This is a genomic window from Bizionia myxarmorum (genome assembly GCF_008086205.1).
Lineage (GTDB): Bacteria > Bacteroidota > Bacteroidia > Flavobacteriales > Flavobacteriaceae > Algorimicrobium > Algorimicrobium myxarmorum.
Map to the genome: position 1 here is coordinate 686,797 of NZ_VSKK01000001.1, position 13,560 is coordinate 700,356.

Annotated in this window: 14 protein-coding genes; 13 read left to right on the forward strand and 1 reads right to left on the reverse strand. The window is 33.9% G+C overall.

Annotated elements, in window-relative coordinates; genetic code table 11:
* Window positions 1–30: 30 nt before the first annotated feature.
* Both ES674_RS03090 and ES674_RS03095 read left to right on the forward strand, forming a co-directional pair.
* On the forward strand, window positions 31–639 hold the full coding sequence (locus ES674_RS03090) for a DUF4254 domain-containing protein (protein WP_148402516.1): 609 nt from the start codon (window positions 31–33) through the stop codon (window positions 637–639).
* Window positions 640–711: 72 nt separating this feature from the next.
* Complete coding sequence (locus ES674_RS03095) at window positions 712–1,731, forward strand: glycosyltransferase family 9 protein (RefSeq protein ID WP_246125961.1); 1,020 nt, start codon at window positions 712–714, stop codon at window positions 1,729–1,731.
* 246 nt (window positions 1,732–1,977) lie between these two features.
* Here ES674_RS03095 and ES674_RS03100 read toward each other — a convergent pair whose 3' ends face one another.
* Window positions 1,978–3,036 carry a ferredoxin--NADP reductase gene (locus ES674_RS03100; RefSeq protein ID WP_148402517.1) on the reverse strand — a complete coding sequence of 353 codons (1,059 nt, stop codon included), beginning with the start codon at window positions 3,034–3,036 and terminating at the stop codon, window positions 1,978–1,980.
* A 298-nt stretch (window positions 3,037–3,334) separates the two neighbouring features.
* On the opposite strand from ES674_RS03100, the gene ES674_RS03105 reads away from it, so the two are divergent.
* The 11 genes from ES674_RS03105 (at window position 3,335) to atpA (ending at window position 13,536) form a co-directional block, all read left to right on the forward strand.
* On the forward strand, window positions 3,335–4,807 hold the full coding sequence (locus tag ES674_RS03105; RefSeq protein WP_148402518.1) for a DUF5687 family protein: 1,473 nt from the start codon (window positions 3,335–3,337) through the stop codon (window positions 4,805–4,807).
* A 24-nt stretch (window positions 4,808–4,831) separates the two neighbouring features.
* Entirely contained in the window at window positions 4,832–5,539 is a 708-nt protein-coding gene (locus ES674_RS03110; RefSeq protein WP_148402519.1) for an ABC transporter ATP-binding protein, read from the forward strand.
* 80 nt (window positions 5,540–5,619) lie between these two features.
* Entirely contained in the window at window positions 5,620–8,202 is a 2,583-nt protein-coding gene (gene porW, locus ES674_RS03115) for a type IX secretion system periplasmic lipoprotein PorW/SprE (protein ID WP_456236617.1), read from the forward strand.
* A gap of 21 nt (window positions 8,203–8,223) precedes the next feature.
* Window positions 8,224–8,649, forward strand: coding sequence for a bactofilin family protein (locus ES674_RS03120; RefSeq protein WP_148402521.1), 426 nt, complete (start codon window positions 8,224–8,226; stop codon window positions 8,647–8,649).
* A complete protein-coding gene (locus ES674_RS03125; protein ID WP_148402522.1) occupies window positions 8,609–8,854 on the forward strand; it encodes an AtpZ/AtpI family protein in 246 nt (81 codons plus the stop codon). The genes ES674_RS03120 and ES674_RS03125 overlap by 41 nt, the downstream gene beginning before the upstream one ends.
* A complete protein-coding gene (locus ES674_RS03130) occupies window positions 8,847–9,218 on the forward strand; it encodes a DUF6168 family protein (protein WP_148402523.1) in 372 nt (123 codons plus the stop codon). The genes ES674_RS03125 and ES674_RS03130 overlap by 8 nt, the downstream gene beginning before the upstream one ends.
* Before the next feature lie 137 nt (window positions 9,219–9,355).
* The gene (gene atpB / locus ES674_RS03135; protein WP_148402524.1) at window positions 9,356–10,465 is read left to right on the forward strand and encodes a F0F1 ATP synthase subunit A; all 1,110 of its coding nucleotides are present in this window, start codon (window positions 9,356–9,358) and stop codon (window positions 10,463–10,465) included.
* A 40-nt stretch (window positions 10,466–10,505) separates the two neighbouring features.
* On the forward strand, window positions 10,506–10,694 hold the full coding sequence (gene atpE / locus ES674_RS03140; protein ID WP_148402525.1) for an ATP synthase F0 subunit C: 189 nt from the start codon (window positions 10,506–10,508) through the stop codon (window positions 10,692–10,694).
* Window positions 10,695–10,789: 95 nt separating this feature from the next.
* Complete coding sequence (locus ES674_RS03145; protein ID WP_148402526.1) at window positions 10,790–11,293, forward strand: F0F1 ATP synthase subunit B; 504 nt, start codon at window positions 10,790–10,792, stop codon at window positions 11,291–11,293.
* Between the two features lie 71 nt (window positions 11,294–11,364).
* Window positions 11,365–11,901, forward strand: a complete 537-nt coding sequence (gene atpH / locus ES674_RS03150; RefSeq protein WP_148402527.1) for an ATP synthase F1 subunit delta — start codon at window positions 11,365–11,367, stop codon at window positions 11,899–11,901.
* Between the two features lie 54 nt (window positions 11,902–11,955).
* Window positions 11,956–13,536, forward strand: a complete 1,581-nt coding sequence (gene atpA / locus ES674_RS03155) for a F0F1 ATP synthase subunit alpha (protein ID WP_148402528.1) — start codon at window positions 11,956–11,958, stop codon at window positions 13,534–13,536.
* Window positions 13,537–13,560: the final 24 nt, after the last annotated feature.

A 13,560-nucleotide genomic window follows, 5' to 3' on the forward strand; every position in this document is an offset into this window, starting at 1 on the left:
TTTATATTTGTGTTTCAAAATTTTGATATCATGTTTTCAGAAAAAGCCAATAAAATATTTCAAGACGTTATAGAAAAGTATCACGTTGAAAATACTGTAGACCAGTCTTTTAGCAATCCTTATAATAAAGATTCGCATTTATTAGAACATTTGTTATATAGAAAAAGCTGGATAGATACGGTGCAATGGCATTATGAAGATATTATTCGCGATCCACAAATTGATCCAGTTGCTGCGCTAAAATTGAAACGTCAAATTGATGCTTCTAACCAAGACAGAACGGATATGGTAGAATATATTGATAGCTATTTTCTTGAGAAATACAATCATGTAAAGCCAAAAGCCAACGCAACCATCAATACGGAAAGTCCTGCTTGGGGAATTGATAGATTGTCTATTCTGGCGCTTAAAGTGTATCATATGAATGAGGAAGCAACCCGTACGGATGCTACAGATGCGCATTTAGCGGCTTGCCAAACCAAATTGAATGTATTATTAGAACAGCGCGTGGATCTTTCTACGGCAATTGATACCTTGTTGGCGGACATTGAAAAAGGCGATAAGTACATGAAAGTGTATAAGCAAATGAAAATGTACAATGATGACGAGCTGAATCCCGTATTGCGTTCTCAAAAATAAACTTCATTCTAAATAATATTCAAAGCTTTGATTGTCACCTTGAGCGCAGGCGAAAGGTCAATAGTGTAACAAATGTCCAAACCCAAGCACATACTCGTTATTAGACTCTCCGCAATGGGCGATGTTGCTATGACGGTTCCTGTGCTTCGCGCGTTTACACAACAATATCCCGATGTAAAACTAACGGTTTTAACTCGGGCTTTTTTTCGACCATTATTTCGGGATTTGAATAACGTAACCGTTTTTCATGCGGATTTAAAAGGCGAACATAAAGGGCTTTTAGGTTTGTACAAATTATCTCGAGAATTAAGAAGGGAAAACTGTGATGCTATTGCCGATTTGCACAATGTTTTGCGAACGAAGATTTTAAAATTTTTAATTTATGCTCGAGAAATTGCCAGCATTGATAAAGGTCGAAAGTCTAAAAAGGATTTAGTAAAAGGCAAGAAGTTCGAGCAACTAAAAACAACGAGTCAACGCTATGCTGATGTTTTTGAAACTCTCGGTTTTCCATTAGATTTAAGCAAGCCTAGTTTCCCAAAACCAGTAACTTTACATGCTGAAATTTTAGAGATAATTAGGGGTTCAAACAAGAAACGTATTGGAATTGCACCTTTTGCAGCTCATGATGGCAAAAAGTATCCATTAGACCTCATGGCACAAGTAATTAAAGAACTTTCTAAAAACTATCAAGTTTTATTATTTGGTGGTGGCGAAAATGAAATTGCTATTTTAAATGATTTTGAATCTGAAACAGATGGTATTATCAATTTGGCTGGAAAATTACAGTTTAGCGAAGAGTTGGATGTTATTTCAAATTTAGATGTGATGCTTTCCATGGATTCTGGAAATGCGCATTTAGCAGCTATGCTTGGCGTAAAAGTGGTGACTATTTGGGGCGTTACGCATCCGTTTGCTGGATTTGCGCCTTTTAATCAACCAGACGATTATGCTTTGGTAGCTGATAGAAAACAATATCCTAAAATTCCAACGTCTATTTATGGTAATAAATATCCAGACGATTATAAGCATGCGGCTGGAGGTGTTTCTGTTGAGGCGGTTGTTGAAAAAATTAAAGTTGTTCTAAGCTAAATTTGTTTTATTCTCGCAAAGACGCAAAGACGTTAAGTTGTTTGATTCCTGTCTGCCGTTAGGAAGGTTAAGTCGTGGGTTCCGATTTTAATATTAGCAAAAATTCTCCGCGAAACTCCGTGCAATAATAACACAATCAAATTCGTGAAAATCCGTGTAATTCGTGTCAAAAAAATCACTCGCTTAAATCTTGTGTCTAAAATCTAAAAGCAAAGCGGTCCAACCTCTAGTCTCTAACCTCTCGTTTTAAATATCATCATAATCCACCTTCAAAGTAGGCGTTGTTGGATGTGCTTGACAGGTTAAAATTAGTCCCGAAGCCACTTCACTATCCGTTAGTATATTATTCTGGCGCATGGTTGCTTCACCTTCGGTAATACGTGCTAAACAACTACTACAAATTCCACCTTGGCAAGAGTAAGGCGCATCTAAATCTTCATCTAAAGCAGCTTCTAAAACGGTTTGCTTTTGAGCCATTTCAAAAGTTGTTTCTTCATCGTCAAGAACAATGGTAATTTGAGTTTTACCGTCCGCTATAACGCCTGTAGTATTATCTTCACCGGCTTTAGCCGCTTTAAATAGTTCAAAATGAACCCGATCTTTTGGTGCATTATGTTCTTCCAAAACATCTTTCACCATATGAATCATGGCTTCTGGTCCGCATAAATAATAAGCATCTACTTCAATATTTTTATGCTTATTTTTCATAACGAAATTGACGGTACTTTTTTCAATACGACCAAAAATAGCGTCTGTTTCATCCGCTTGGCTGAAAACAAATTGTATGGTAAAACGATCTTGATAAGCACCTTGTAATTTCAACAACTCATCTAAAAACATGGTGTCTTGAGTTGTTTTATTACCATAAACCAAGATTACTTTACTGTGTACTTCTTCTTCCAAAGCACATTTTATAATACTTAAAACAGGTGTAATTCCGCTACCTGCGGCAAATAAGGCTATGTTTTTTGTTTTCTTATCATTAGGCTCAAAAACGAAGCGGCCTTTTGGTGGCGCAACTTCTAACTGATCTCCAACTTTTAAATCATTATTAGCATAAGCCGAAAAAGTGCCATCGGATACTTCTTTTACGGCTACTTTCAATTCACCACTTTTTGGAGATGAACACAAGGAATAATCTCGACGAATTTCCTCACCATTCAAGTTTGTTTTTAAAGTTATATACTGACCAGCTTGAAAAGCAAAAACAGATTTTAAGTCGGCAGGAACATTAAAGCTAATGGTAACCGATTTATCCGTTTCTCTATGAAGTTCTTTAACAGAAAGTGTATGAAAGTGTGACATATAAATGATTTTTTACAAAAATAGTGAAGCCTTTGTTTTTAAACATATAATTGATCAAAATTATTCAAAAATTTATAGGCGTTAAATTTTCTCTGAATTTCATCACATATACAAATATTTCATTGCTTTTGAAATACTAATGAATTCAAACATTTTTATATTTATAATAATTTATAGGTATATCAGGACAGTTGTTTTGCCAAATAATGCTAATTTTCACCTTCAAAAAACGTATCCAGAATATAATATGTAACATTTTATGTTTTTAAGATACCTATACGCAACCAAACACTGAAAAATGATTAAACAATTTATAAGCCACGAGTGGAAACAATTCAAAAGGGCTTCATATTTTCAAAAGGGACTTGTTATAAAAATATTCCTGATTTTAGGAGCTATTTATTTTGGAGGCATTGCTATTTTTTTGGGAGCCTTTTTATTTTTTATCGCTAAAAAGGCCATTCCCGATGTAGATCCAATTGTTACCATCAATAACTTTATAATTTATTGGTTTTTATTTGAAATACTCATTCGTTATTTCATGCAGCAATTACCTGTTATGAATGTGAAACCTTTAATGGTTATTCCTATTAAGAGAAACACCGTTATTCATTATTTATTAGGGAAAACGGCCATCTCTTTTTTCAACTTCTTATCACTATTTCTATTTTTGCCTTTCAGCGTTGTGTTACTGTACAAAGGGTATCCAGCAGTTAATGTATTAGGTTGGTTCTTATCTATTGTATTAATAACTTTATGTATCAATTTTTTCAACTTTTTAGTTAATAAAAGTAACACCGTATTTTATATTACTTTAACCTTATTATTAGCCTTAATTGGTCTGAAATATTTTGATATTTATTCTGCTTTAGAGCCTATCGGACTGGCTTTTAATGCACTTTATAACCAGCCTTATTTAGTAGTGATTCCCTTGGTTTTATTAGTTCTGTTATACAACCTAAACTTTAAGTATGTAAAAAATGGGTTTTATTTAGATGATGCTGTTTCTAAAAAAATTAAAGCGGTGGAAGCAACAGATTTATCGTGGTTTAATAGATTTGGAAGTATTGCGCCCTTTTTAAAGAACGACATAAAATTAATTTGGCGAAATGCTAGACCGAAGCAAACCATGATGATGTCTTTCTTGTTTTTATTTTATGGTTTACTATTTTACACCCAAGATACTTATAAAGATATGCCTGCTTTGCTAGCTTTTGCATCCATGTTTATTACAGGTGGTTTTTTAATGACCTTTGGTCAATTGGTTCCTTCTTGGGACAGTGAGTATTATAAAATGTTGATGAGTCAAAATATACCATACCGGAAATATTTGGAGTCTAAATGGTATTTAATGGTAACGGCCGTTGCTATCTCTTTTGTTTTAAGTACACCTTATATCTATTTTGGTTGGAAAATTTTCGGAATGATAGCCGCCGGCGCTTTATTTAATATTGGTTTAAACTCTTTTATTACGTTATTTGGCGGTGCTTTGAATAGAATGCCTGTTGAGTTAAATACCAAAGCCAAAGCATTTAGTAATACCCAAGGATTTAACCCAACACAATTGCTGATAAGTTTGCCTAAATTCATACTGCCCATGGGGTTGTTTTATATTCCTTATAAACTAGTCAATTTTGAAACCGGCATTATAGTGTTGGCTTTAAGTGGTGTTGCTGGAATTGTTTTCAAAAATTTCTTTTTAAGTCAAATAGAAAAGGTTTACCAGAAAGGTAAATACAAAACTATTGCTGCATACAGTGAAAAAAAATAATCAATCATTTAATAAAAATCATCCATGATAATTACCTCTAATCTTTCAAAAAAATATAACGGCGTTCAGGTTCTTCATATAGAATCATTAGAAATTCCTAAAGGTCAAAGTTTTGGTTTAGTTGGAAACAACGGCGCCGGAAAAACAACCTATTTTAGTTTATTGCTGGATTTAATTGAACCAACAACAGGTTACATAAATAATAACAATGTTTTAGTAAATGAAAGTGAAGACTGGAAACCCTTTACATCTTCATTTATTGATGAAAGTTTTTTAATAGGCTATTTAACCGCTGAAGAATATTTCTATTTTATTGGCGAATTACGCGGTCAGAGTAAAACCGAAGTGGATCAATTAATAGCGCAGTTTGAAGATTTTTTCCATGGCGAAATATTAAATCAGAAAAAATATTTGCGCGATTTAAGTAAAGGAAATCAGAAGAAAGCTGGCATTGTTGCCGCTTTAATTGGTAACCCAGAAGTTATTATTTTAGATGAACCTTTTGCAAATTTAGATCCAACCACGCAAATTAGATTAAAAGGTATTATTAAAGATTTAGCCGAAACAAAAGGCGTAACCGTTTTAATTTCTAGTCACGATTTACAACATGTTACAGAAGTTTGTGAACGCATTGTAGTACTGGAAAAAGGGGAAATTATTAAAGATTTAAAAACCAGTGCAGCCACGCTAAAAGAACTAGAAGCGCACTTTGCTGGAACACCAACTTTTTAAAAGTCTGCTCTTTTTTTATATTAATTCAAAAAGATGCTTATTTTTACGGCAATACATAATATATATAACTGTTTTTAGTTATGTATAATCAAACACGACCAACGTTGAAGACCTCGTTCAGAATCCTAGTTTTTCTTTTAAGTATCACGCTAGTAGTTACTAGTTGCTCGCGTAAAAAAGATTCTTTTTTAAGTCGCAATATGCATGCGATGTCCACAAAATATAACATTCTGTACAATGGACATCTGGCTTTACAAAGTGGTCAAAAAAGTGTGAATGATTCGTATGACGATAATTATTGGGAAATTTTACCAATAGAACGCATGCAAATTTCTGAAGAAATCATGCTTCCTGGTCAATCTAAAAACCAAGATTTTGAGCGTGCCGAAGAAAAAGCGATTAAAGCTATTCAGAAGCATGGCATGAATATTAAGGGGAAAGAGAAAAACCCGCAGATTGATGAAGCTTACCTTTTATTAGGAAAAGCGCGTTATTTTGATCAGCGTTTTTTACCTGCTTTAGAAGCTTTCAACTACATTCTTTACAAATATCCGCGAAGTGATAAAATTAATCAAGCTAAAATTTGGCGAGAAAAAACCAACATTCGTTTAGAGAATGATGATTTAGCCATTTCCAATTTAAAACGTTTAATAGATCTTGAGAAATTGGAAGATCAGGATTTAGCTGATGCTTCATCCATGTTGGCCCAAGCCTATATAAACACCAAATCTTTGGATAGCGCCGTTTGGCAATTAGAAGTTGCTTCTAATACGACTAAAAATAGCGATGAAACGGGTAGATACCGTTTTATTCAAGCTCAATTGTACAACCGTTTACAGTTAAAAGATAGCGCCAATATTGCTTTTGATAAGGTAATTGCCTTAAATAGAAAAACGCCAAGACCTTACCGTATTGCTTCTTATATGGGGAAAGCACGTAATTTTGATTTTACGGAAGGCGATAAAGTAGCCTTATTAGAATTACTTCATGAATTAGAGGAGGATCGTGAAAACAGACCGTTTTTAAGCAAGATTTACTATCAAATTGCTGAATACCATTTAGAAAATGGTGCTGATTCTTTAGCGACTACTTTTTACAATAAATCTTTACGCACCAATCCGTCTGATAAGATTTTAGTTTCTAATGACTACGAAAATTTAGGTAATATCTATTTTGATGATGCCAAATATAAAACAGCTGGTGCTTATTATGACAGCACGATGCTTAATATGAAAATGAATAGCAAACCTTACCGAATTATTAAGCGTAAACGCGAAAATTTGGATGACGTCATTCTTTATGAAGATATTGCAGTTGCTAACGATAGTATTTTAGGTTTAGTGGCTATGTCTACTGATGATAGAACGGCGTATTTTGAAACCTACACCCAAAACTTGAAAGTGCAAGCGGAAGCCGAAAAAGAGCGCCAAGCAGAGCGCGAACGTACGCAAGGTTTAATTCAAGTAAATAATAATAATTTCGGATCATCAAGTTCTTTAGTCAGACAACCGAGCGGACCGACTCCAGGAGGCGCTGCAGAATTTTATTTTTATAATCCAACAACCGTTTCTTATGGTAAAAATGAATTTATAAAAAACTGGGGCGATCGGGAATTAAAAGATAACTGGCGTTGGTCTAGCATTAATACATCTAAAACCAATGAATCAATTACCATTTTGGAAGAAGATGAGGTGGAAAATGAACTTTTTAACCCAGAATTTTACTTGGCTCAAATTCCAACCGATGAAAAAGCTATTGATAGTATTGTTCGTGAACGCGACCGTGCTTATTACCAATTAGGACTTATTTATAAGGAGAAATTTAAGGAATATAATTTATCTAAAGAGAAATTTCAAACCTTATTAGCTTTTAATCCAGATGAAAAATTAGTGGTTCCAAGTAAGTATAACTTGTATAAAATTTATCAGCTTCAAAATCAAAATGCCGAAGCAGAAATTGCTCAAAATGACATTATTGCAAATTATCCAGATTCGCGTTATGCCTTGATATTAAGTAATCCAGAATCAGCATTAGCCAAAGATAATAGCAGCCCAGAAAGCGTTTATGAAAACCTATATGCAGCTTCAGAAAATCAGCAATACCAAGAAGTTATTGATGAAGCAGACCGCTATATTTCTATTTTTGAAGGTGAGGATTTAGTGCCAAAATTCGAGCTATTAAAAGCACGTGCAACAGGCCGTTTATATGGTTATGAAGCCTATAGCAAAGCCTTAAATTTTGTAGCCTATAATTACGCTAATACCGAAGAAGGTGAACAAGCGCAAGATATTATTGATAATTTATTACCTAAAATTAGCAAATCGGATTTTGTAGATAATCCAGATGAAACAAATTATAAAGTGGTGTATTATTTTAATGCATCTGACGAAAAAGGAATTTCAGAATTTGTAAAAAAACTTGAAAAAGAAACCAAAGACGTAAATGTGTTCGATTTAACAGTTTCTACGGATATATATAGTCCAGAAACAACGTTTGTTATAGTCCATGGATTAAAAAGTAAAGAAGGTGCAATGGGTTATGCTGCTTCATTAGAAGAAAAGAAAAAGGATAAAATTCAGCATCAACATTTCGGCATTTCCTCAACCAATTATGCTACACTTCAAATCCATAAAAATATGGATTCCTATATGACAGTGAATTAAACCCCAAAATAATAAATAGCCATGTTTTCAGAAAACAAAAAAACGAAATCCAAACCAGAAACATCTTCTAATCAAAACCTAATTGCGCAAGGTACTACTGTAATTGGTGATTTAGCAAGTGACGGCGATTTTAGAGTAGACGGAACCGTAGAAGGTAGTATTAAAACGCCGGGAAAAATTGTAGTTGGGAAATCAGGAATTGTCAAAGGAACCATAACAGGAGCAGATGCTTATTTTGAAGGCAAATTTTCAGGCACTTTATCGCTAACAGGAACTTTAACCTTGAAAAGCACAGCATATATTGAAGGTGAGGTTACTTTAGGTAAATTGGCCGTAGAGCCAGGAGCTACATTTAATGTTAATTGCGCTATGAAAGGTGCTTCCAAAGAAATGAATCAAAGTGAGCGTGAAAGAACCACAAAAAAACAAGTCGAGCAAACCGCTTAACAAATACATCCGATTTACATCTATAGGTTTGCAAATGGGCTTAACTATTTATTTAGGTAGTAAGTTAGGCGAATGGCTGGATGTTAAATTTAATAACACCGATCAACTATATTATAAAATCGTTTCATTAATAGCTGTTTTCATAGCTATTGCCTCCGTAATATATCAAGTTTTGAAATTAACTAATAAAGATTCTGATGATTAAACGAATTGTTATTATGCTTATTACCTTAACGCTATTGTTTGCGGTAAGCTACTTTACGCATTCCAAACTTATCAGCACAGATTTAAGTTTTTCATTGTTCCATGTGTACTTATTTCATGCTATTGCTGTTTTTATAATATATGTTGCTATAGAATTTATTGCTGAACTTATACCCACTCAAGCTGGTTATATGTACCTCATGTTAATGTGCTTTAAAATAGGATTCTTTTTATTAATTTTTCAAAACGCAATTTTTGAAAACGATAATTTATCACAGCCCGAACGTATAGCTTTAGTTGTGCCATTGTTTATTTTTTTACTGACAGAAGGTATTGCAGTGGCAAAGTTGTTAAATAACAAATAGTTATACTTGTAAATAGATCGCTATTCTGGTTTATTAAAAACAAAAAAAACTTAATTAAAAAGGGGTTCGATTTTTAAATTATTACTTACCTTTGCACAAAATTTAGGAGAGCATAAATTTCATTAGTTAGAAAAAATATGATGGTAGCAACAAAATCTATCAAGTTTTTAGTAGTATTCGTTTTAGCATTAACTTCTTTTTCGGCATTTGCGCAAGATGATACTGTTGGAAATAATTTAATAGATTCACCAGACGAGATTCAGGCGTATATTGCGCACCACCTTAAAGATTCTCACGATTTCCATTTATACACCAACAATGAAACGGGTGTACATTATGGATTCCCTTTGCCAGTAATGGTTTGGACTAGTAATGGTTTGAAAGCCTTTATGTCTTCGGCATTTCAGCATGATGACAACGGAACTATTATTGTTGACAAGGACAATACAAAATTAGTAAAGTACCATTCTAAAATATACGAATTAGAAGCTAATGCAACAGCGCTTAGCTTTGATGATGCAAATCATCCAACAAACGCTAGCAAAGTTTTAGATTTTTCTATTACTAAAAGTGTTTTCGGTATGTTATTAACGGGATTGTTAATGTTACTAGCCTTTGGTGGATTAGCAAGAGGTTATAAGAAAGGTAAAATCATTCCAAAAGGATTTTCAAGAATATTAGAACCTTTAGTTATTTATGTGCGAGATGAAATTGCACGCCCAAATATTGGTGAGAAAAAGTACCGTAAATTCATGGGCTTTTTGCTAACAGTGTTTTTCTTTATTTGGATTTTAAATATGTTAGGTTTAACGCCACTTGGCTTTAACGTAACAGGGCAAATAGCGGTAACAGCTTGTTTAGCTATTTTTACTATGGTTATTTATATGGTTAGTGGTACTAAAGATTTTTGGGCACATACCTTATGGATGCCAGGTGTACCTTATGTTTTACGACCAATTTTAGCAGTTATCGAATTAGTAGGATTTATTTTGATTAAGCCGTTTTCATTGTTATTGCGTTTATTTGCAAACATAACGGCAGGTCACTTTATTGTAATGAGTTTAGTAGCTTTAATGATTACGCTTAAAGCTTCTTTTGGACCTATAGCATCAACAGGGATGTCATTGGTGTTAGCATTATTTATCATGTTTATTGAAATTTTAGTAGCCTTTTTACAAGCCTTTATTTTCACGATGTTATCATCGTTATTTATAGGTATGGCTGTTGAGGAACACGATGAACATTAAAAAAGAGTTGTTTAATTAATATTTATAAAACCAAATTAGTATGTACAATTTAATTGGAGCAGGATTAATCGTAATCGGTGGTGGTATCGGTTTAGGTATGATTGGAGGAAAAGCAATGGAAAGTATTGCGCGTCAACCAGAAGCAGCTGGAAAAATTCAGACTGCCATGATCATCATCGGTGCCTTATTAGAAGGTTTAGCATTCGGTGCATTAATCCTAGGGAAATAAGAATTTCCTAAAATCAAAGAAACACGTTTCTGCAACGGTTGGTTGCAGAAACTGTTTTAAATTAAACAAAAGAGAATTTTAGTAATCTATATAGTATGGAAACTTTATTAAACGATTTTTCGGTAGGCTTGTTTTTTATGCAAGCTCTTATCTTATTAATAATTATTTTATTGATGAGAAAATTTGCTTGGAAGCCTATTTTGGATGCTTTGCAATCAAGAGAAGATGGAATTCAGGAAGCATTAGATGCTGCTGATAGTGCAAAATTAGAAATGCAGAATCTTAATGCATCTAACGAAAAATTACTTCAGGAGGCGCGTTTGGAAAGAGATTCCATGTTAAAAGAAGCTCGTGAAATGAAGGACCAAATGATTACAGCAGCAAAAGATGAAGCGCAAGTACAAGCAAATTCAATGATTGAGCAAGCTAAAGATGCTATAGAAAATGAAAAGAAATCGGCTATTGCAGAATTGAAAACGCAAGTGGCTTCTTTATCTATTGAAATCGCTGAAAAAGTAGTACGTCAGGAATTAGCTAATAAAGACAAACAAATGGAATTGGTTGAGTCTATGTTAGGTGAAGCAACTTTGAGTAATTAATTATTAAACGAAGTCCTTACCAAGCCTGTGTGTAGCGCAGTTAATGAAGAGAGGATTTAGGATAGGAAAACATGGCAGGAACAAGAGCAGCAATACGTTATGCAAAAGCAGTATTAAGTTTAGCAACCGAAAAACAGGTTACCGAAGCTATTAATACCGATATGGTTTTAATTTCAAAAACCCTTAAGGATAATCAAAATTTGGATGATTCTCTTAAAAATGCAGTAGTAAAATCGGAGACTAAAAAAGCCATATTATTACAAGTTTTTCCAGATGTTAATCCAATGACAATGGAGCTTTTTAAGGTTTTAGATGCTAATAAGCGTCTTTACCTAGTGGATGCTATAGCAGATAAATATTCAGAGTTATTTGATATTCAAAATGGTAAAGAGTCTGCAACGGTAACAACGGCTGTGGCAATGACCGAAGAGGTGGAAATAAAAGTATTGGCTAAAATTAAAGAGTTAACCAATAAGGAAGTAACAGTTAAAAATATAGTGGATGAAAGCATTTTAGGTGGTTTCATTTTACGCGTTGGAGACGTTCAATACAATGCAAGCATTTCCAATAAATTAAACAAATTAAAAAGAGAATTTACAATAAATTAAATATACAGTTTCGGTACTTATATCTTAATACTGAAGACTTAATACTTTATTAAAATGGCAGAAGTAAAACCAGCTGAAATATCAGCAATCTTAAAAGCACAACTTTCGAATTTTGAAGCAGGTGCTTCATTGGACGAAGTAGGAACAGTATTAACTGTTGGTGATGGTATTGTACGTGCTTACGGACTTTCAAATGCACAATATGGAGAATTAGTAGAATTTGACGGTGGATTAGAAGGTATTGTACTGAATCTTGAAGAAGATAACGTAGGTATTGTATTACTTGGACCTTCAATTGGTGTACGTGAAGGCTCAATAGTTAAGCGTACTGGCCGTATTGCATCTATTAATGTAGGTGAAGGTATTGTTGGTCGTGTGGTGGATACATTAGGAACGCCTATTGATGGTAAAGGCCCAATTGCTGGTACAACTTATGAAATGCCTTTGGAGCGTAAAGCACCAGGTGTTATTTATCGTGAGCCTGTAACAGAACCTTTACAAACAGGTATTAAAGCTATTGATGCAATGATTCCTGTTGGTCGCGGTCAACGTGAGTTGGTTATTGGTGACCGTCAAACTGGTAAAACTACGGTTTGTATTGATGCTATTTTAAATCAAAAAGAATTTTACGATGCAGGAAATCCTGTATATTGTATATATGTTGCTATCGGACAAAAAGCGTCTACAGTAGCTTTAATCGCAAAAACATTAGAGGAAAAAGGAGCTTTAGCCTATACAACTATTGTTGCAGCTAATGCATCTGATCCTGCTCCAATGCAAGTTTATGCGCCTTTCGCAGGAGCTGCAATTGGTGAGTACTTTAGAGATACAGGTCGTCCAGCATTAATTGTTTTTGATGATTTATCTAAACAAGCTGTTGCATACCGTGAAGTATCCTTATTGTTACGTCGTCCACCAGGACGTGAGGCGTATCCAGGTGACGTTTTCTACTTACACTCTCGTTTATTAGAGCGTTCTGCAAAGATTATAAACAATGATGATATTGCTAGAGAAATGAACGATTTACCAGACGTTTTAAAGCCAATGGTAAAAGGTGGTGGTTCTTTAACGGCATTGCCAATTATTGAAACACAGGCAGGTGACGTTTCAGCATATATTCCAACAAACGTTATTTCTATTACAGATGGTCAGATTTTCTTGGATGGTGATTTATTTAACTCTGGTGTTCGTCCAGCAATTAACGTAGGTATTTCTGTATCTCGTGTTGGTGGTAACGCCCAAATTAAATCCATGAAAAAAGTGGCTGGTACTTTAAAATTAGATCAAGCACAATACCGTGAATTAGAAGCTTTCGCGAAATTTGGATCTGATTTAGATGCGGTTACTTTAAATGTAATTAACAAAGGAAAACGTAACGTTGAAATTTTAAAACAAGCACAAAATGATCCTTTTACAGTTGAAGATCAAGTAGCAATTATCTACGCTGGATCTAAAAACTTATTAAGAGATGTGCCAGTTGAAAAAGTAAAAGAATTTGAACGTGATTACCTAGAATTCTTAAAAGCGAAACATAGTGATGTGTTAGCCTCTTTAAAAGCAGGAAAATTAACTGATGAAGTTACAGATACCTTAATATTGGTAGCTAAAGATTTATCAGCTAAATATAGAAAGTAAACTCTCTAAAACTTCCTAATGGGA

Excerpts from the sequence above, each read along its gene's own strand:
- ES674_RS03090 (WP_148402516.1), top strand. The coding sequence starts at position 31 with ATGTTTTCAGAAAAAGCCAATAAAATATTTCAAGACGTTATAGAAAAG.
- ES674_RS03095 (WP_246125961.1), top strand. The coding sequence starts at position 712 with ATGTCCAAACCCAAGCACATACTCGTTATTAGACTCTCCGCAATGGGC.
- ES674_RS03100 (WP_148402517.1), bottom strand. The coding sequence starts at position 3,036 with ATGTCACACTTTCATACACTTTCTGTTAAAGAACTTCATAGAGAAACG.
- ES674_RS03105 (WP_148402518.1), top strand. The coding sequence starts at position 3,335 with ATGATTAAACAATTTATAAGCCACGAGTGGAAACAATTCAAAAGGGCT.
- ES674_RS03110 (WP_148402519.1), top strand. The coding sequence starts at position 4,832 with ATGATAATTACCTCTAATCTTTCAAAAAAATATAACGGCGTTCAGGTT.
- porW (WP_456236617.1), top strand. The coding sequence starts at position 5,620 with ATGTATAATCAAACACGACCAACGTTGAAGACCTCGTTCAGAATCCTA.
- ES674_RS03120 (WP_148402521.1), top strand. The coding sequence starts at position 8,224 with ATGTTTTCAGAAAACAAAAAAACGAAATCCAAACCAGAAACATCTTCT.
- ES674_RS03130 (WP_148402523.1), top strand. The coding sequence starts at position 8,847 with ATGATTAAACGAATTGTTATTATGCTTATTACCTTAACGCTATTGTTT.
- atpB (WP_148402524.1), top strand. The coding sequence starts at position 9,356 with ATGATGGTAGCAACAAAATCTATCAAGTTTTTAGTAGTATTCGTTTTA.
- atpE (WP_148402525.1), top strand. The coding sequence starts at position 10,506 with ATGTACAATTTAATTGGAGCAGGATTAATCGTAATCGGTGGTGGTATC.
- ES674_RS03145 (WP_148402526.1), top strand. The coding sequence starts at position 10,790 with ATGGAAACTTTATTAAACGATTTTTCGGTAGGCTTGTTTTTTATGCAA.
- atpH (WP_148402527.1), top strand. The coding sequence starts at position 11,365 with ATGGCAGGAACAAGAGCAGCAATACGTTATGCAAAAGCAGTATTAAGT.
- atpA (WP_148402528.1), top strand. The coding sequence starts at position 11,956 with ATGGCAGAAGTAAAACCAGCTGAAATATCAGCAATCTTAAAAGCACAA.